Origin of the sequence: Pseudoalteromonas sp. S2721 (assembly GCF_005887425.1) — a bacterium.
GTDB lineage: Bacteria > Pseudomonadota > Gammaproteobacteria > Enterobacterales > Alteromonadaceae > Pseudoalteromonas > Pseudoalteromonas simplex.
The window spans coordinates 22,675-39,238 of sequence record NZ_PNCZ01000014.1; the positions used below are offsets into that span (position 1 = coordinate 22,675).

General features: G+C 40.6%; 23 protein-coding genes. 9 read left to right on the forward strand and 14 right to left on the reverse strand.

What is annotated here, in order from left to right; translation table 11 throughout:
- Positions 1-11: 11 nt before the first annotated feature.
- The 3 genes from CWC02_RS06660 to CWC02_RS06670 all read right to left on the reverse strand — a co-directional run bounded on the left by CWC02_RS06660 (position 12) and on the right by CWC02_RS06670 (position 1,932).
- Positions 12-824, reverse strand: coding sequence for a substrate-binding periplasmic protein (locus CWC02_RS06660; RefSeq protein WP_138617176.1), 813 nt, complete (start codon positions 822-824; stop codon positions 12-14).
- Between the two features lie 119 nt (positions 825-943).
- Entirely contained in the window at positions 944-1,486 is a 543-nt protein-coding gene (locus tag CWC02_RS06665) for a DUF6942 family protein (RefSeq protein WP_138617178.1), read from the reverse strand.
- Entirely contained in the window at positions 1,483-1,932 is a 450-nt protein-coding gene (locus CWC02_RS06670; protein ID WP_054553368.1) for a YaiI/YqxD family protein, read from the reverse strand. Before CWC02_RS06670 ends, CWC02_RS06665 begins: the two co-directional genes overlap by 4 nt.
- 104 nt (positions 1,933-2,036) lie before the next feature.
- Between CWC02_RS06670 and CWC02_RS06675 the strand changes: the two genes are divergently transcribed.
- Complete coding sequence (locus tag CWC02_RS06675; protein WP_055198908.1) at positions 2,037-2,570, forward strand: lipocalin family protein; 534 nt, start codon at positions 2,037-2,039, stop codon at positions 2,568-2,570.
- Between the two features lie 205 nt (positions 2,571-2,775).
- On the opposite strand, the gene CWC02_RS06680 is transcribed toward CWC02_RS06675, so the two are convergent.
- From CWC02_RS06680 to CWC02_RS06690, 3 genes are read right to left on the reverse strand one after another with little or no spacing between them, the layout of a single operon-like run.
- Positions 2,776-3,111, reverse strand: coding sequence for a DUF3325 domain-containing protein (locus tag CWC02_RS06680; protein ID WP_138617180.1), 336 nt, complete (start codon positions 3,109-3,111; stop codon positions 2,776-2,778).
- Positions 3,108-4,709 carry a PepSY-associated TM helix domain-containing protein gene (locus tag CWC02_RS06685; RefSeq protein WP_138617182.1) on the reverse strand — a complete coding sequence of 534 codons (1,602 nt, stop codon included), beginning with the start codon at positions 4,707-4,709 and terminating at the stop codon, positions 3,108-3,110. Before CWC02_RS06685 ends, CWC02_RS06680 begins: the two co-directional genes overlap by 4 nt.
- Positions 4,706-5,050, reverse strand: a complete 345-nt coding sequence (locus CWC02_RS06690; RefSeq protein ID WP_249364081.1) for a hypothetical protein — start codon at positions 5,048-5,050, stop codon at positions 4,706-4,708. Before CWC02_RS06690 ends, CWC02_RS06685 begins: the two co-directional genes overlap by 4 nt.
- A 200-nt stretch (positions 5,051-5,250) precedes the next feature.
- On the opposite strand from CWC02_RS06690, the gene CWC02_RS06695 reads away from it, so the two are divergent.
- The 4 genes from CWC02_RS06695 to CWC02_RS06710 are packed head-to-tail and all read left to right on the forward strand — an operon-like array spanning position 5,251 to position 7,654.
- Positions 5,251-5,943 (forward strand): aspartate/glutamate racemase family protein, encoded by a 693-nt coding sequence (locus tag CWC02_RS06695; protein WP_138617184.1) that lies wholly within the window; start codon positions 5,251-5,253, stop codon positions 5,941-5,943.
- Positions 5,944-5,952: 9 nt separating this feature from the next.
- On the forward strand, positions 5,953-6,315 hold the full coding sequence (locus tag CWC02_RS06700) for a VOC family protein (protein ID WP_138617186.1): 363 nt from the start codon (positions 5,953-5,955) through the stop codon (positions 6,313-6,315).
- 19 nt (positions 6,316-6,334) lie between these two features.
- Entirely contained in the window at positions 6,335-6,916 is a 582-nt protein-coding gene (locus CWC02_RS06705; protein ID WP_138617188.1) for a uracil-DNA glycosylase family protein, read from the forward strand.
- A gap of 3 nt (positions 6,917-6,919) precedes the next feature.
- Positions 6,920-7,654, forward strand: a complete 735-nt coding sequence (locus tag CWC02_RS06710; protein WP_138617190.1) for a phytanoyl-CoA dioxygenase family protein — start codon at positions 6,920-6,922, stop codon at positions 7,652-7,654.
- Between the two features lie 45 nt (positions 7,655-7,699).
- On the opposite strand, the gene CWC02_RS06715 is transcribed toward CWC02_RS06710, so the two are convergent.
- Positions 7,700-8,257, reverse strand: coding sequence for a short-chain dehydrogenase (locus CWC02_RS06715; RefSeq protein WP_138617192.1), 558 nt, complete (start codon positions 8,255-8,257; stop codon positions 7,700-7,702).
- Positions 8,258-8,369: 112 nt separating this feature from the next.
- On the opposite strand from CWC02_RS06715, the gene arfB reads away from it, so the two are divergent.
- Positions 8,370-8,783 carry an alternative ribosome rescue aminoacyl-tRNA hydrolase ArfB gene (gene arfB, locus CWC02_RS06720; RefSeq protein ID WP_138617194.1) on the forward strand — a complete coding sequence of 138 codons (414 nt, stop codon included), beginning with the start codon at positions 8,370-8,372 and terminating at the stop codon, positions 8,781-8,783.
- A gap of 135 nt (positions 8,784-8,918) precedes the next feature.
- On the forward strand, positions 8,919-9,239 hold the full coding sequence (locus CWC02_RS06725; RefSeq protein ID WP_138617196.1) for a hypothetical protein: 321 nt from the start codon (positions 8,919-8,921) through the stop codon (positions 9,237-9,239).
- Positions 9,240-9,255: 16 nt separating this feature from the next.
- On the opposite strand, the gene CWC02_RS06730 is transcribed toward CWC02_RS06725, so the two are convergent.
- The 6 genes from CWC02_RS06730 to CWC02_RS06755 form a co-directional block, all read right to left on the reverse strand.
- Positions 9,256-10,290, reverse strand: a complete 1,035-nt coding sequence (locus CWC02_RS06730) for a DUF2955 domain-containing protein (protein ID WP_138617198.1) — start codon at positions 10,288-10,290, stop codon at positions 9,256-9,258.
- A 13-nt stretch (positions 10,291-10,303) separates the two neighbouring features.
- Positions 10,304-11,365, reverse strand: coding sequence for an HlyD family secretion protein (locus tag CWC02_RS06735; protein ID WP_138617200.1), 1,062 nt, complete (start codon positions 11,363-11,365; stop codon positions 10,304-10,306).
- Positions 11,366-11,369: 4 nt separating this feature from the next.
- A complete protein-coding gene (locus CWC02_RS06740; RefSeq protein ID WP_054553355.1) occupies positions 11,370-11,846 on the reverse strand; it encodes a MarR family winged helix-turn-helix transcriptional regulator in 477 nt (158 codons plus the stop codon).
- Positions 11,847-11,981: 135 nt separating this feature from the next.
- A complete protein-coding gene (locus tag CWC02_RS06745; RefSeq protein ID WP_082389267.1) occupies positions 11,982-12,458 on the reverse strand; it encodes a TlpA disulfide reductase family protein in 477 nt (158 codons plus the stop codon).
- Positions 12,455-13,345 carry a spermidine synthase gene (locus CWC02_RS06750; RefSeq protein ID WP_138617202.1) on the reverse strand — a complete coding sequence of 297 codons (891 nt, stop codon included), beginning with the start codon at positions 13,343-13,345 and terminating at the stop codon, positions 12,455-12,457. Before CWC02_RS06750 ends, CWC02_RS06745 begins: the two co-directional genes overlap by 4 nt.
- A complete protein-coding gene (locus CWC02_RS06755) occupies positions 13,330-13,956 on the reverse strand; it encodes a fused MFS/spermidine synthase (RefSeq protein WP_138617204.1) in 627 nt (208 codons plus the stop codon). The genes CWC02_RS06750 and CWC02_RS06755 overlap by 16 nt, the downstream gene beginning before the upstream one ends.
- A 191-nt stretch (positions 13,957-14,147) precedes the next feature.
- On the opposite strand from CWC02_RS06755, the gene CWC02_RS06760 reads away from it, so the two are divergent.
- Entirely contained in the window at positions 14,148-14,606 is a 459-nt protein-coding gene (locus tag CWC02_RS06760; protein ID WP_138617206.1) for a GyrI-like domain-containing protein, read from the forward strand.
- Positions 14,607-14,676: 70 nt separating this feature from the next.
- Here CWC02_RS06760 and CWC02_RS06765 read toward each other — a convergent pair whose 3' ends face one another.
- Entirely contained in the window at positions 14,677-15,339 is a 663-nt protein-coding gene (locus CWC02_RS06765) for an FMN-dependent NADH-azoreductase (RefSeq protein ID WP_138617209.1), read from the reverse strand.
- A 120-nt stretch (positions 15,340-15,459) separates the two neighbouring features.
- On the opposite strand from CWC02_RS06765, the gene CWC02_RS06770 reads away from it, so the two are divergent.
- On the forward strand, positions 15,460-16,308 hold the full coding sequence (locus CWC02_RS06770) for a LysR family transcriptional regulator (RefSeq protein ID WP_138617211.1): 849 nt from the start codon (positions 15,460-15,462) through the stop codon (positions 16,306-16,308).
- Positions 16,309-16,564: the final 256 nt, after the last annotated feature.

Consider the following 16,564-nt stretch of genomic DNA (forward strand, 5'->3'; position numbering starts at 1 on the left):
ATCACTCCAATTTAATAAATGGCAGAGCCATTTAAGCACTGCTCTGATACTTTGGATGCTTCGCCGTGAGAGTGCCTATCCTCTTCGACAAACTGATCAACAAAAGGGTCAATCAGGTTTTCTTGCTTCATGGTATCGAGGGCGTGTTGCAGCTTAGTAACTACCTCCGGCGATGTGTTTTTGTTAAGTGCTAAATAATTACCCACTAAAGCAGGGTGCTTTAACTCAAATACCGGTGTGACTTGGTCTGGGCTCATACCTACATTCATCAACTGTGATGAAAGAGTGAGAGAGGAGCCAATCAGTAAATCATGCTTACCTTGCTTAAACATTTTTAGCTCTTCAAACTTTTTTGAGTAAGTTAAAAATTGCTGGCCTTCAGTCAGGTTAAAATCAGCAAGAACGGTTTGATATACATCACCACGAGATACGCCAATGGTGTAGTTTTGCAACGACTGTGTACTCGTTACTTTAATGTCGTTTCGATCATTTAAGCGATAGAAACATGAATGCCCAGATACCAAAGGGCCAACCCAGTAAAATTGAGTTTCTCGCTTTGCGGTACGTGAAGTAGAATAAATTCCTGCATTCGGTTGGGCAAGGGTTAGTGACATTGCGCGCTTCCAAGGCAATACACTAAACGTACAGCTCAACTTGGCTCTTTCGCACAAAGATTCCATGATTTTGGTGTTAATACCAGTGAGCTGATTGTGCTCCACAAAATTATAGGGTGGGAACACTTCAGTATATAAAGTCAATTGTTCAGCACTTGCCATAACAGAGCTAGCTGTAAACAAACTCACTATTGGTAAATGCTTAAACATCGGTTTAGCTCCATTTTTCACACTTTAACAATTCGATCAGAGTTTTCATCTAAACTCCTATTAAGCTCTACAGTATTTAAAGCTTAGTTTGCTAACTCAATAACGCAATAAACCAGAAACTAAGAAAAAATATCTGCAACTAGCTGGCTAAGTCGTGCAATTTTAATGTTGCTCAACTGGCGGTAATCAAAATAGGGGCAAACAATCACTTTATCTGATTTACTAATAGCAAATTCATCATCAAGCCAAGTTAATTGGCAATGCAAAAGCCCGTCATTTATAAGCTGCTTAGCATGGGTTCGCCCTGCAATTATATGTAATTGCTCTGGTTTGCCTAATATCGGTGGGCTAAACAGTAATGCAGTTTGGCTATGTGCTTGCAGTAGTTGTTCATCGCGAAAGCTCTGCCAATCAGCTGCTTTTTTAGCGAAATCATAATATTCACTTGGTAGTGCAAAAAGTACTTTGCCATACACATTAAAAACTTTGCGCCAACCATTGCCACATGCTTGGTTTATTTCGTTTATTTGGCCGGGTTGTATTGCATGCAAATGCTTAAGCTGTTGCCAAGCAGGCATCGGCGGGCGCTTTTCTAAATAAACAGCGACTTTAAAGGCTTCATCACCAAAACCTTGCAGTGGCGCACTATTATCGATACTCATGACTTTTTAGCGAGGATTCTGTCTAAGTTATTTGCAAAGTTTTGGCGGTCTGTTTGGCTTAAAGGCGGTGGGCCACCGGCCATTTCAACGCCACTTGAGCGCATAGTTTCCATAAAATCACGAACGTTTAAACGTGAGCGAATATTTTCGGTCGTATATAATTCACCGCGCGGATTAAGCGCTTGGGCACCTTTTTCGATAACTTCAGCAGCCAAAGGAATATCACCGGTGATCACCAAATCATTCGGCTCAATACGTTTAACGATTTCGTTATCGGCAATATCAAACCCCGAAGATACCTGCAAACGGCTAATAAACTTTGAGGGTGGCACTCGCATCGCATGGTTCGCCACTAATGTGGTAAAGGTCTGCGTGCGCTCTGCGGCACGAAACAATATTTCTTTAATAACGACGGGGCAGGCGTCTGCATCAACCCAAATCTTCATGCTGTTCTCAATCTTTAATTTTAGACATTAATAGTTTACCGTAATTGAACTAAATTAGTGCTATTAACGTATTAATTTGTTTAATTTTTAAAGGGAGTAAAAACGTGCAAACATCATTAAAGTTAATCGGGGTTTTATGTATCACAGCCATTTTATCTGCGTGTACAGGCGTGCCAGACAACATCAAACCTGTCGATAATTTTGAGTTAAACAAATACACAGGAACCTGGTACGAAATTGCACGTTTAGATCATTCATTTGAACGCGGCCTTGAGGGCATTACCGCCGAATACTCAATTAACCCTGATGGCAGTGTAAAAGTTATCAATAAAGGTTACAGCGCAGAAGATAAAGAATGGCAGCAAGCTGAAGGTAAAGCAAAGTTTGCAGAGCAACAAGACATAGGTCACTTAGAAGTCTCATTTTTTGGACCATTCTATAGCTCATATGTAGTGTTTGAATTAGATAAGCAAGACTACCAATACGCTTATATTACTGGCTATAACAAAGAGTATTTATGGTTTTTGTCGCGCACTCCTAACGTTACAGAACAGCAAATGCAGGACTTTATAAACACAGCAAAAGAATATGGTTTTAAAACAGACGAACTTATTTATGTTGACCATGAGAGCTTGTAAAGGGCCTTTACAACTGTCTTTAAACTATCACGAATGTGCAACACAACTGTAATGGATGTTAGGCAAACTTAGCGTCGTTAAATTGAAGCAACATGTGATCCCCCAATTTAATCCCCTGCTTGGGTAGGCATTGCCTACCCATTTTTTTATTATTTAATTAAGCATTATTGCAAATTGATCTCAGATCAGTTTTTTACTAACTAAACTAAAAAATCATCACCGAAAAGCCACTCAACAGCAAAACAGACATAGTTAATACGCTGACATGCTTCACCCATGAAACAGTAAAACTGTATAAAATCATGAGTATAAGTACACTTAAAGCCATATAACCGCAAAACAGCAATGCGCCGTACCCAGCATCTGACAGCACACAAAGTACCAAACTTAGTAAAATACTGATCCAGCCACTGGCTAAAAAGCTATTTCGTTGTTTTTCGGTTAATTTCTTTTTAAATACATCACGAAAATGATTGAATTTTGCCAGCGCAAAACAATTAAACCCTAAAAAGCAGAGACTAAATTGCAGTAACTCCATCATCCTTGTTGCTCCTTTAACACCCTATTTTTACTTGGTTTTGCCTTGTTAATAACAGCTTTGTGACTAGCTATTTTTTTGCTTTGTAGTAAAAACAACACGCCAGCACAAATAAACGCACTATCAACACCGAATAAGGCCCATTGATTAGTTAGTAAATACGTGATCCAATTACCATCTGTTGTCAGTGCATTTACCACGGGCACGAGAAAGCAAGCTATTGCATTGAGCCATGCATTATAGCGCCAGTGGCGTTTTTCTATACTGCTCACAGCCGAAAGCGCCACCGCAAGCCAAGTTAAGAAAAACACGAGTATTTCTTTATCGGCACGCCCAGCTAACTCTAAAGGCAATAAACGATTAGCAATGAAGAACGCTGAAGTTGCTAGCGGTAAGCCCATTAAAGTTATTAAATTAAGACTTTCAACAAGCTTTAAACCAAAGCTTGGTTTTTGCTCTGCTTTGAGCCTCTCGCGTAAGCGTTTTGCCCACATAATGCAGCCTGTAGCGATCATGGCACAGCCAGCTACGCCACAGAAAAAATATAACCAACGCAGTAAAGGCTCCGCTAAGCGACCACTATGTAATGCCGTCATTGAGTCATAAAACTGCGCCGAAGCGCTCCAATCTTCGCCAGAACTCGCTTCAAGCTCGCCCGTTACACCATTGAATAAGTAGCGTGGTCCGTTATCTACAACCTCTTTGCCGGTTGCCAAATAAACCACGATTTGTGAGGTCGCTGTATTGGCATTTCTTACAAACACATAGCTAATGTCGGCATTCGGTGACTTAGTATAAATCTGATCTAACACATCTTTGATTGCCACCATAGGGCGCTGCTCTTCACTGGGCTTTGCACGTTTATTAATAGGCAATGCCTCATCAAACATTTGCCTTAAGCCATTTTCATATACAGTCTCGGCAGGGTAGGGGAACAGCATAAAAATCAGTGTAATAATACCCGTGTAGGTGATCATGATATGAAATGGTAATGCCAGCACTGACGAAACATTGTGTGCATCGAGCCAGCTTCGGCTGCCTTTGTTTGCTCTAAAGCTAAACATATCTTTAAAAATACGTTTGTGGATCACGATGCCTGTTATAAGCGCTACCAACATAAATAATGAGGCTAAACAAACAATTATCCGTGCAGTAAATACATCTATGTAATGTAAATCAAAGTGTAAGCGATAGAAAAAGTTACCCCCCTTAGTTTCACGAGGTTCGGGTAATTGCTCTAAGGTATTAGGATCTAGATGTGTATAGTTGAAAGGTGCTCGGCGCTGGCCTGGCTGTTTAGGCTCAGCAAACCCATAGCTTAAAACAGGGTTACGTGGCTCAGGTAAGTTTATCCGCCAAGATAATGAATTAGGTGCCTGTTGCTGTAATTGCGCAAACACATAATTAATTTGCTCGGCTTGAGACTGAACCCGTTGTGCTTGATGCTGCACATTGTGTGTTTCGGGTTTAGCCCAAATAGTGATTTCATCTTTAAAAAAGCTGATGGTGCCAGCAAAAAAGATTAAGAACAGTAACCAGCATACCAGCAAGCCAACCCAGGTATGAAGCCAAGTCATTGAGCGGAAAAAGCTCTCTTTCATAACCAATCCTTAATCAATGAAAGGGCCAGCAATTGCCCACCAGTTGTTAGTAAAATAGTGATCCAAACAGTCTTTAAAGACTTAACTGCAAACACCCAAATAAACACACAACAGTAAAAAAATACCGATAGAGTCGTGGTTAACAGCACGCTGTCGAGTTTATTAAGTGGTAATAACACAGCTAGTAATGAAATAAGCACACTGGTAAAGGCGTAACCACCAATGATGGCTACAACGAAACGCAAAAACACAGCAACACGATAAGATAGGCTCACAGAGCGCTTTTTAGCTGTATTTTTAGGGCGATTGGTAGTCACTGCATCTAATGATTGAGAATGCATGATAATCCCTTAAAAAATAACACGAGAAGAAAACCCCGTATTATATCGCCGACAAACAGAAAAGATAGTAGTTATCATTTGCATGCACGTATTAAATAGTGAAACTGAACCAACTAAGTCGATCTGTTAGTAAAATAATGATCTGCTAGCTTTGTTCTGTGCAATATCATATGGTGTTAAGTAAATAAAAGGGAGCTGCAATGAAAACAATAGGCTTAATCGGTGGCATGAGTTGGGAGTCTACACAAAGTTACTACCAGCTTTTAAATCAAGGCATTAAAAACAAACTTGGGGGGCTGCATAGTGCCAAGATAGTACTCGTTAGCCTCGATTTTGCCGAAATAGCTATGCTTCAACAGCAACAAGATTGGCCACAGATGGCCGAGATACTCATTAAGGCCGCTAAGCAAGTTGAAGCCGCGGGCGCGGATTATTTATTAATTTGTACCAACACGATGCATAAACTAGCTGAGCAAGTACAAGCTGCTGTTACAATTCCTTTATTACACATTGCAGATGCAGTTGGAGAAAACCTGATCCAGCATAGCTTTAAAAAAGTGGCTTTGTTGGGCACCCAATTCACTATGGAACAAGACTTTTACAAGCAACGCCTAGCAGATAAATTCGCCATAGACGTGTTAATCCCTGATGCACAGGGGCGTGAAACAGTGCATCGTGTGATTTATGATGAACTATGTAAAGGCGTTATCAAGGAAGAATCTAAAGCTGAGTATCTAGCAATTATTGATAATCTAACTCAGCAAGGTGCTGAAGCCATTATTCTTGGTTGCACCGAAATAACCTTATTAGTTCAACAAGCAGATACATCGATTCCATTACTTGATAGTACTGCTCTTCACTGCGCGATGGCGCTTGAGAGTAGTTTAAATTAGGAGCTCACCATGTCGAACCACCATAGCCTAAATTATGTTGAATTTGCTGCTAAAGATTTAGCCGCAACAAAAGCATTTTTTCATCAGGTTTTTAAATGGCAATTTACCGACTATGGCCCTGAATACACGGCCTTTAGCGCTGAATCTGCGGGGCTTGATGGCGGGTTTTATCAAGCCCCATTAGCTAGCTTAACCAATAATGGCGGCGCTCTACTGGTGCTTTATTCAAATAATATTAAAGAGACGCAAGCGCAGGTAGAAAAACATGGTGGAACAATTATTAAGCCCTTGTTTGATTTTCCTGGAGGCTGTCGGTTTCATTTCATAGAGCCAAGTGGTAACGAGTTAGCAGTTTGGTCAAAACAAGCATAGATCATATTTTTACTAACTCATGAGTACTCAATCATTATTAGAACAAGTTAGTAAATGCGTGATCTGCGAACCTCATTTACCACTCGGAGCGCGGCCCGTTATTCAGTTTAATCCACAGGCTCGTATTTTAATTGCCGGTCAAGCGCCGGGGATTAAAGTGCATGAAAGTGGCAAACCTTTTAATGATGCAAGCGGGCAAAGGCTTCGCTCTTGGCTTGGTGTTACGAGTGATGATTTTTACGATGACCACAATTTTGCTATCTTGCCGATGGGCTTTTGTTACCCGGGCAAAGGAAAATCAGGTGATTTACCGCCAAGAAAAGAGTGCGCGATTGCATGGCGTGAAAAGCTCTTAGCGCAACTAAATAATATTGAGCTCACCATTATCTTAGGTAAATACGCGCAGGCATATCATTTACCCCACACTAAGCAGCTGCCCTTAACTGAGTTAGTAAAATCGTGGCGTGAATATTGGCCAAATTACTTGCCACTTCCTCACCCAAGCCCTCGCAATAATATCTGGCTAAAGAAAAATCCGTGGTTTGAGCAACAAGTATTGCCTGAGCTTAATAGTAAAATGCGTGCAATTTTAGCAAGGTAGAAAATGAAAAATAACTTTTTTGCTGAAAACGGCTACTACCATGTAAAGGGGCTTTACACAGAGAGTGAGCTTAGTAAAGTAAGGCCAATTATCGATAAATTTCATCAACATTGGTTGCAAGAAAACCAATCTTTTTATCAATCTAGAGGTATTAATAGCTCAGGTTTGACTGGCGCTGCATGTTTAAGTGCTGAGGAAAAGTTTACTCTTTTTAAGTTTGTCAGCGCCAACACACTATTGAAACAGGTTAAAGGTATTGTTGCTGGTCCTCAGTTTATGAATACTCAACTATTCTTTAACCCATACAATCCCAAACAAGCTAACTATTGGCATCGAGATATGCAGTATCACTTAGAGCTTGATGCGCAAAAAGTAGCTCTTAACGGCCCTGAAGTACTACATTGCCGCGTTGCTTTTGAAGATGAACCAGGAATAGAACTAATACCGGGTAGTCATAAAAACTGGGATTCAGATGAAGAGTTAACAGTTAGATTAGAACAGCAGGGCGCTCGAAATAGTGACTCACTCGTTCGTGGTAAAAGTGTGGCACTCAAAAAAGGTGACTTACTCATATTTTCGGCAAACATGATCCATCGGGGCTTGTACGGCATGAATCGTTTCGCCCTTGATATTTTATACTTTGAACGTCATCCAAGCCTTAGCGAGTTTGTACAAACTGGATTTTTACCAACTGAAGAACAAAAGCTGCATCTAAAAAACGCTGTGGTATTCGAGTAAGCATAAAAAAAGCGGCTACCTAGCCGCTTTCTTTTCGTTTTGCAGTTACTGCAACATTGCGAACAATTCTTTTAACTGCGGCATATACTGCTTAACTAAGTTAACGTTACTTTCGCTAACATCTGCTGTTGCAGTACTTGCTTTAATACCTTCTAAAGCACCAGCCATTGAGCGAGTACCCGCATCAGATGATGATGCTGTAAGGCTTTGTAAACCACTCATTGCTTGGTTTACACGCTGCTTGTTCTCTTCAGACATACCCGCTTTAAGATTTTCTAAATACGCCATTGATACTTCTGAGCCAACCGTGACTAACTGCTCTGGTGTGAAACCATATTGTTTGGTAAGGGCTGCAAACTCAGTATAAAGCTCATGCTCTTTGATGTGACCTAATGCAGACATCACTGCCGAACTATCAACACCATCAGAACTACCTAGCATACCACCAAGGTTTACAGTATCTAACTCAGATTGGCTTTGTGACCAATTAACGACTGCAGGAAGGGCTTTAATGTAACGCTGTAGCTGATTTTCAGAAATATCTTCTGCGAAGCTAGAAAAACTCATCGCAAGTAGACTCATAGAAATAAGTAGTGCTTTCATCGTGATCTCCTTTCTTTCAAAATGGTTAGCAACCGGCGCAAATAGTCGAGCTATTATGTTTAGCCAATTACAAATGTTACAATACCTTTTTTACCATAGCTAACTGAACCTGATGTTAATTATTTCTAATACCGTCACAATTGATGAATGGGAACTCGACTTTAGTGCGATCCGCTCGCAAGGCGCGGGCGGGCAGAATGTCAACAAAGTGGCCACAGCTATTCACCTTCGCTTTGATATTAAACGCTCAAAGTTACCTGACTTTTACAAACAACGTTTACTTAATTTGAATGATTCTCGAATTACCAAAGAGGGCGTTATTGTTATTAAGTCGCAAAGTCATCGCACGCAAGAGATGAACAAAGAGGATGCGCTTAATCGTTTGAAAGAATTAATCCTTAATGCCACTCAAGTACAAAAGGCGCGAAGAGCGACAAAACCAAGCAAAAGCTCTCAGAGAAAACGCATGGACTCTAAAACGAAAAGAGGACAAACAAAAGTATTAAGAAAAAATGTAAAATTCTAACTTTAACATCAGAAGATCGTGTCAAAAATAAGCAGAACTGTAAAGAAGTGTAACTTGTTAACAAAGTTAATTGATGGTTAATCCTGCCGCGTCTATAATAGTCATACAATCTCACCATTAATGAAGGAGCCGCGTATGGGCCAGAAATCACGCATTGTTGCTGCAGCAATGATAACGCTGTCAGCTTTGCCTATGTCGAGTTTTGCTGTAGATTCATGGCAAGCTGGTAACGCGTATCCGCAAGGTAGTGAAACCTGTTACAACGAAATTCTTTATAAAGCCAGATGGTGGGCAACTCCAGGTGAAGAACCAGGTAGTTCACAATGGGGCGCTTGGGTTGCAGATGTCGCCTCAAAAACCTGCGTACAGAGTGTCGTAAAAAAACAAGATGATTTATTAAAGTCTTTACCGACCATTTTCGAATCAAATAACAATAAAAAAGGGAGTTCTGATTAACTCCCTTTTTTAATCTTTACTCAAACGTGTGATGCCTTGTCATTTCAAAGCGATTTAAGAGGTGATGCATTATATACACCGCACACAAGCTCAATAGTATTGCCACAGATACCGACGAAAAACGATACAGCGCGCTGTAAACCAGATCTTGCCCCGGCCCTAATGACTGGCCAAACAAAATACCAAATGTGGTGATAATACCAAAACCAACACCCGGAATACCGCCACCAATTATGTGATAACGACTAAAGATAAAGGTCAAAATCCACAGAATTAACGCAGGAAATATTAAAATATCGGTATGGTTATACAAAAATAACTGTGCCACTAACGCTAAGTTACAACCAATTAAGGTGCCTATAGCACGTTGCCATGCCGCCATACCTGCCGCTTTCCAGCACAACGAAAACAATATCAGTACCGAGGCCGCTTGAGCAGAGATTGAATCTTGTAAATCAAAGACCTGAAAAACAACGAATGACAAGGTAGCTACAGTTGAGCAAAGTAATACTTCATGACGCACACTTTCTTTTGCTTTTTCTGGCATTACCCGACCTTGGCGTGGTGCTACATCAGGAAATAAACCATGCATTAGCATCGAGAACACCACTGTGACCACAACGGCAACAGCGTTACTAATGATCAACGGATAAATACTCACTCCACTGCCAGTGTAGGTCGAAAAGTGCAATTGAATAGACAAACTCACCACCGTTGTGGCGCCAAATAAAAAATTAGCGCCACGGCTCATTTGATAAAACAAAAAAGCAAATGCGATAAAGCACATCATTGTCATAACAACAGGCAGGTGTGAAAACAAACCTTGTACAACCAATACGAACAGCGCACTGAACACCGCGCCTGCATAAAACTGACGAATAATATGCATGTTAAGCACAGGCACTAAGCCGAGCAATAGCATAGGGTAAACAGTAAAAAAGATGCCATTAGGCCAGTTCATCAATTTTGCCAGTGTAAACCCTAGTGCTGAGCCCGTAGCAATGCGTAGCGCTTGGCGTAAGCCGTTACCATCGAGTTGCAATACTGACATAACTCACCCAGCCTTAGTAAATGAAGTGCAGAACACTAATGAAGCGAATTTGCATACTTGCAAACCAGCTACCGATGTTAGAGTCAGGCAGAAGTTGTACAGTTGCACGCGCACCACTTGGAAATTTAGCCAGCATCTGGTGCTCATCTAGTTGAATATGGATACGTTGGCGCTGTGCATCTCGGACCCAACGGTTGCTGCTTTCAGTCGCACTGAGTAAACCGTTCGCGTTAAGCTGACCATCACTCACACCGGCTTCAAAACTAATAATTTTGCCTGTAAACACTTTGCCCGGTAGCGCATCAAAGCTGACTTTTGCAGTACTACCAATTTGCACGTGAACTAAAGACTTTTCACGAAAATCAGCCACTAAATCAGCTTTATTAGCAACTATCGCCATTAACGGTTGGCCCTTATTAGCATAAGTACCCGGTGTTACCTGTAAGTTTGCTGTTTTACCGTCGGTATCGGCTGTCACTGTGGTGTACGACAGGTTTAGTTTCGCTTGTTCAAGCTGGTTTTGAGCATGACGAAGCGCTAAATTGTCATCCCCTATTTTACCGCGCGCTAATTTAGCCTCGCTAAGCTGGGCTTCAATTGCAGCTACATTCGCTTTGCTTGATTGATAGTTCGCATTAATTGTTTCGTACTCTTGCTCTGAAATAGAGCGCTTTTTCAATAGCGACTCACCGCGTTCAAACAGTAATGTTTGCTCATGCAGCTTAGCTTGAGCAGCTGCAAGCTGTGCTTCTATTGCCTTCACACTGCTATCTAAACGTTGGTTTTGTAGTTTTGCATCATCATATGCAAGTTCAGCTTGTTGCACGGCAAGCTCAAAAGGCTCGTCGTTAATCTTAAACAAAGCTTGCTGTTTTTCGACAGCTTGATTATTGGTGACAAGTACGTCAGTCACGCGACCACTTACCTGCGGGGTCACTTGTACAACCGGATGATACACACGGGCCTGCGGTGTGACAGGCATATACAAATCGGCAATCACAAAATATAAAAATAAAACAATAAAACCCGCTAAAGAGATTTTTACGTAACGGGCAAATTTTTGATCTGGTGTCATAACGTTACTTATCTCCTGAATAATGGCGGATACACTGACGAGCATTCTGTTCCATCTGAATTAAACCATGCGCCATGGTATCGAGTTGCTCAGTGGTTAAGTCGGCATAAAGATGCTGTTTCACATCGGCAATAATCACCTGCAATGTGTCTAACAATTGTAGACCTTGCTCAGTGAAGTACAGACGTTTACTGCGTTTATCTTCAGCGTCAGCTTTGCGAGCAATAATCTCTTGTTGCTCAAGCTGCTTAATCGTACGAGTTAGTGAAGGCATTTCAATGCCTAAGCTATTTGCTAACTCTTGTTGTGTACAACCTTGGTTTAGATGAAACAGGTGCATCATCGCGGTCCAGCGAGATTGAGTAAGCCCCAAAGGCTCAACCGCCAAAGTGACAGCATCGCGACATAAACGATGCACACGGCCCATACTGCCGCATAATGTTAAATCAAGAGTTTCGTGAAAAGGGGGAGTGGAAGACATGATGCGCTCCATTTACTTAGCATGCTAAGTATTTTAGTGTAGTTAGCATGCTAAGTAAATATTAGTGCAATTAATAAAATAGATAGCTTTGTTCGATAAAAGCGAACAACTGCAAAAGTTATCTGCTAGATAACACTATTTAGCGATTAACTCTTTGATATGACTTTCATAGAGGTCTAATTTATCAGCAACAAAACCTGTGTGTTGGAACCGTACTATGCCTTCTTTATCGATTAAAAAGCTGCTCGGCATCCCTTTGAGTTGATATTGCTTGCCAATAACAGCGTCTGGGTCGTAAATAATATTAAAGTTCACTGCAAACTCAGTTAAAAAAGCATCGGCATCACTACGCTCAACATCAATGTTTACAGCAATCACTTTAAGCCCTTGCTGTTGATACTTGCTCTGCATGGCTATAAACCAAGGAAACGACCGTCGACACGGGCTGCACCAAGACGCCCAGAAATCGAGTAACACGACTTGCCCTTTGTATTGATTCAGTAGTTTAGACAATTGCTGCTGGCTGGCAGCTAAAGGAGGGCTCGAAAGACGCTCTGCCTTAGCAGCAGAGCTCGTAATGAAAAGAAATGCAATTAAGGCGTATTTGATCATTGATAATTTAACAAGTTCGCTGGTGAATATTGGTCAGTGAGCACCTTGGTATCCGCTGGCCAATCTTGATTACCCTTAGTATAAAACAAATGCTCGCTGAGTAACTGCAAATCAACGTCGTAAGGGCTTAACTTACTTGCTAGCTTGTTGGCGCGCTCAGTTAACTGTTGCTGGCTAGGCATAGTCTCGAAGCCAGCTAAAATAATACGATTAGAGTTTTCATCGGTCACAACATTCACAAAGTCACCAAACACATCGAAGTAAGTTGCCGACTCATGCTGGTATAACTTGCTTGATGAAAAGGTATTTGCAGCGACAATTCCGCCATCAGCTAAAACACTTTTTACTTCTGCAAAAAATTCCTTAGTGAGTAGATGTTCAGGGATATAATCGCCATTAAAGGCATCAAGAATAATCCAATCGTACTTTTGTTTTTTAAGTGCGGCGCGCTTAATGAAAATACGCCCATCTTGCACCTTAGACGTTACGTTATCGGTTTCTATAAAGTTAAAATAATCGCGGGCAACTTTTATCACCGCAGGATCAATTTCGACATTTTCGATATGAGCACTCGGGTAAAGCTCATGAATGGTATTAGAGAGTGAACCTCCCCCTAAACCTATGATCAGTACATTTTGAGGGTTATCAATAAATAGTAAGCTTGCGAACGTCATTTTGGTGTAATTAAACACCAGCTTTTTAGGCTTACTCTCATACATACAGCTTTGCGTACTTTTACGGGTTTTTTCGTTGAATTTTAAACACAGTAAATCGCCAGTCTTCTCCACTAAAATATTGCGATAAAGCGAGCGCTCTTTATGTATTACTTCGGCTAAGCTGCTAAAAGGTAATGTCATGAGTAAACAAACCATTAAGACTCTAAACATACAGTACGCTCCTTCGTTTTTATTTGACTAACTGCAATAGCAAGCAAACCAAGCGCGCCTAATACCGCTGCAAAGGTTTTAATGATGTCGTTAACATCAAACGCTAGCACCATATAAAAAGAGGTAATAATCGTGCCAAGGGCGCTTCCTAGGGTGCTCACAAAATACAAACCACCGGCAACCTGGCCACTTTTTTCATGATCGGTAACCAATAATCGCACTGAGTAAGGTGAGATCATGCCGAGTATTGTTGTAGGAATAAAAAACAACGCCGTTGATGCCAATAACGAGCCGTAACGACTGTCTTCAATATGGGTGAAAATAAAGGTCATAATTGGCTCAGCAAACAATACAATTGGCACCACCATAATGCTTGCTACAAAGAAAATGAGTCCATATTTAGTTAACGAAGGATTGCGAGTAGAGAGCTTGCCGCCAAGTAAATAGCCGATAGATAAGCTCAACATAAAGACGGTGATAATACTGCCCCATATATGCACACTACTACCAAAATATGGCGCTAAAATTCGCCCGCCTAACAGCTCAATTCCCATAATACAAAAGCCACTACTAAAGGCTAAAAAGTAGATAAGCGCATTGATTTTATTCATTAAACACCCGCTGATTTTGTTGTTATTTTACCCATCTTAACCTGATGCAGATAAGGATGCCATGACTGTTTTTTAAGCTGTAAAGTCCGTTGACAAAATATAGTCTTTTTAAAATAAATAATTAAAAAGGTTAGGTTAAAGTACACATGCTCTGGTATTTTACCGGGAACAAACTAACAAGGATAAATGCAATGGATCAGCAAGTAACGAAAATCAATATAGACAACCCTACGATCTTATTTGGCCTCAAAGTTCGCACCTGTAATATGAATGAAATGAGTGGTGAAGGTGCCAAAATCGCTGGCTTATGGCAGCAGTTTTATACAGACATAGCGCCCAAATTAACCCCATCGAGCCAAGTTTATGGCGTGTACACTCATTATGAATCTGATGTCACAGGGGAGTTTGATGTGTTTGCGTGTACTGATCTGCAAGTCACGTCATCAGAGATAGAACAAACGACACTCGCCACAGGTAACTACCTTCGCTTTAGCTGCAAAGGGGCAATGCCACAAACCGTTATCGATGTTTGGGGTCAAGTTTGGCAGTACTTTAGTAATGAACAGTGCCCGCACATTCGAGCATATAAAACTGACTATGAGTTTTATAAAAACAGTGACGAAGTTGAGGTATTCATTTCGGTTGAATAACGGCAAACCCTATTTTAAGTGTAAAGCCCCATTACAGATAAAGCCGCTTGTTGCGGCTTTGTTGTGCTTATTAATTGGCGTATCTCAGCGCTAATTGCTCTGCTTTAGCATAGGCATTTGTCAACGAGCGTTGGTGTCTTTGGTCGTTAAATTCTTGATACTCACAGGCTATATCATCAATGTGCTCAGCACCTAAATACTTACTCAAGGTTTTAATGTGCGGCACTAAATGGCTCATACTCTCGCGTATACCACCTGCCTCAAAGCCAAACTCACCCGTTGAGGTTATAACCAGCAAACGTTTACCAGTTAACAAGGGTTGCAAAGGGAAATCTCCCCGCTGCAAGTCAAAATCAAACGTTTTATTGATCCTAACGATTTGATCAAACCATGCTTTTAATTGTGCAGGCATGCCATAGTTATACATAGGCGTTGATATCACGATGGTATCAGCCTTAACCAACTCATTTATCAATTCATCTGATTCGGCCAGTACTTCTTTTTGCTCTAGCGTTAACTTATTGGCAGGCGTAAACACAGCACCAATCCAAGATTGATTAATAAATGAAGGTGGATTCATTCCAACGTCACGATAAATATACTCAGCTATAGCATTATTTTGCTGTAAGTGATTTACAAATTTCTTAGCAATATTTTTAGAGATTGAGTCGTGGTTAGGGTTTGCATTTTTAGCCGAACGTACACTAGCATCAATGTGTAATAGAGTGCTCATAAGTAAATACCTCATTAGTTAATGTGTTGGTATCATCAATAAATGAAGGCTATTTAACAAACGAGTTATTATTCACTATAAGTAAGTTATACTCATCTATAAATTTAGGTGGGTTCAACTATGCATATATCATTACAAGCTTTAAAAGCCTTTGAATCAGCTGCGCGATTAGGTAGCTTTAAAGCAGCCGCCGCTGAGCTTGCGATTACGCCTACAGCGGTATCGCACCACATTGCAAATCTAGAAAGCCGCTTGAATACAGATTTATTTCATCGCGAAGTGAGAAAGATTACCTTAACTCCATCAGGCGAGTACCTGAGTCAAAACACAACTAGCGGCTTTAAACTTATTTTTACGGCAATTGAACAATTGAGCCAAGCAAATAATCAAGTACGCATCACCACAACATCGTCTCTAGCAGCCCTAAGGTTAATACCCGCTTTAGATGAGCTAAATAGCGAAAAACCACATTTACAGCTCGATATATCAACCAGTGAAACTTTAGATAAGCAACTGCATACCTTGCCTGTTCGGCTAGGAAATAGTGAGGAAGTAAACAAAGCAGATATCATCAAATATGAGCGCTTTGATATGTTTGCGGCAAACGCGCAACAAAGTGCCCCTTGGCTTGATAAACAGGTTACTTTATACACCAGCCAATGGAAAAATAATGCCCTACCAGCCCCACCATTAACGCAGTGGCTAAAAGTAAATAACCTAAGTGATTCATGTTTCAAGGTAAAAACATTCGATCAAGAGCTGTTTGGTATAAATCAGGTGCTCGCCAATAAAGGTGTAGTGTTTTGCTCAAAAACCTTAGTACAACCTTACCTAGATGCAGGGTTACTAACATCGTTTAATAACCAAGAAGTTGAATCAAAACTGTGTTACTACATTCCCGAAAAATCTCGCTTCGAAACATCAGCACATAACGCTGTGATTGAATGGCTTGAGCGGTTACTAACTTAAAAATGTAAAAGTAAACATCATTTAAATTATAAAGTTTTTAATGAACCATAAAAAGCAGCTAGAAACAGAGTTAGTTAATTGGTTTAACGCCTATTTGTAGCTTTGTTTTTCGTCATTACTGAGCCATATCAAAATGATTAAAAACGAATAAATGCACTCTTATTACTCTTTTTAAAGTTCATTCCCCCTAATAAGTGCTACGTTTAAATAGTAATAAATACATAACCCCTTTAACTCGCGTTTTAGTGCATAGTTG

What these genes read in the sequence shown, in the direction of transcription:
- arfB (WP_138617194.1), top strand. Translation starts at nt 8,370, where the DNA reads ATGTTAATTATTTCTAATACCGTCACAATTGATGAATGGGAACTCGAC.
- CWC02_RS06700 (WP_138617186.1), top strand. Translation starts at nt 5,953, where the DNA reads ATGTCGAACCACCATAGCCTAAATTATGTTGAATTTGCTGCTAAAGAT.
- CWC02_RS06660 (WP_138617176.1), bottom strand. Translation starts at nt 824, where the DNA reads ATGTTTAAGCATTTACCAATAGTGAGTTTGTTTACAGCTAGCTCTGTT.
- CWC02_RS06755 (WP_138617204.1), bottom strand. Translation starts at nt 13,956, where the DNA reads ATGAATAAAATCAATGCGCTTATCTACTTTTTAGCCTTTAGTAGTGGC.
- CWC02_RS06750 (WP_138617202.1), bottom strand. Translation starts at nt 13,345, where the DNA reads ATGTTTAGAGTCTTAATGGTTTGTTTACTCATGACATTACCTTTTAGC.
- CWC02_RS06730 (WP_138617198.1), bottom strand. Translation starts at nt 10,290, where the DNA reads ATGTCAGTATTGCAACTCGATGGTAACGGCTTACGCCAAGCGCTACGC.
- CWC02_RS06685 (WP_138617182.1), bottom strand. Translation starts at nt 4,709, where the DNA reads ATGAAAGAGAGCTTTTTCCGCTCAATGACTTGGCTTCATACCTGGGTT.
- CWC02_RS06745 (WP_082389267.1), bottom strand. Translation starts at nt 12,458, where the DNA reads ATGATCAAATACGCCTTAATTGCATTTCTTTTCATTACGAGCTCTGCT.
- CWC02_RS06765 (WP_138617209.1), bottom strand. Translation starts at nt 15,339, where the DNA reads ATGAGCACTCTATTACACATTGATGCTAGTGTACGTTCGGCTAAAAAT.
- CWC02_RS06715 (WP_138617192.1), bottom strand. Translation starts at nt 8,257, where the DNA reads ATGAAAGCACTACTTATTTCTATGAGTCTACTTGCGATGAGTTTTTCT.
- CWC02_RS06665 (WP_138617178.1), bottom strand. Translation starts at nt 1,486, where the DNA reads ATGAGTATCGATAATAGTGCGCCACTGCAAGGTTTTGGTGATGAAGCC.
- CWC02_RS06690 (WP_249364081.1), bottom strand. Translation starts at nt 5,050, where the DNA reads ATGCATTCTCAATCATTAGATGCAGTGACTACCAATCGCCCTAAAAAT.
- CWC02_RS06680 (WP_138617180.1), bottom strand. Translation starts at nt 3,111, where the DNA reads ATGATGGAGTTACTGCAATTTAGTCTCTGCTTTTTAGGGTTTAATTGT.
- CWC02_RS06760 (WP_138617206.1), top strand. Translation starts at nt 14,148, where the DNA reads ATGGATCAGCAAGTAACGAAAATCAATATAGACAACCCTACGATCTTA.
- CWC02_RS06735 (WP_138617200.1), bottom strand. Translation starts at nt 11,365, where the DNA reads ATGACACCAGATCAAAAATTTGCCCGTTACGTAAAAATCTCTTTAGCG.
- CWC02_RS06740 (WP_054553355.1), bottom strand. Translation starts at nt 11,846, where the DNA reads ATGTCTTCCACTCCCCCTTTTCACGAAACTCTTGATTTAACATTATGC.
- CWC02_RS06770 (WP_138617211.1), top strand. Translation starts at nt 15,460, where the DNA reads ATGCATATATCATTACAAGCTTTAAAAGCCTTTGAATCAGCTGCGCGA.
- CWC02_RS06695 (WP_138617184.1), top strand. Translation starts at nt 5,251, where the DNA reads ATGAAAACAATAGGCTTAATCGGTGGCATGAGTTGGGAGTCTACACAA.
- CWC02_RS06705 (WP_138617188.1), top strand. Translation starts at nt 6,335, where the DNA reads ATGAGTACTCAATCATTATTAGAACAAGTTAGTAAATGCGTGATCTGC.
- CWC02_RS06725 (WP_138617196.1), top strand. Translation starts at nt 8,919, where the DNA reads ATGGGCCAGAAATCACGCATTGTTGCTGCAGCAATGATAACGCTGTCA.
- CWC02_RS06670 (WP_054553368.1), bottom strand. Translation starts at nt 1,932, where the DNA reads ATGAAGATTTGGGTTGATGCAGACGCCTGCCCCGTCGTTATTAAAGAA.
- CWC02_RS06710 (WP_138617190.1), top strand. Translation starts at nt 6,920, where the DNA reads ATGAAAAATAACTTTTTTGCTGAAAACGGCTACTACCATGTAAAGGGG.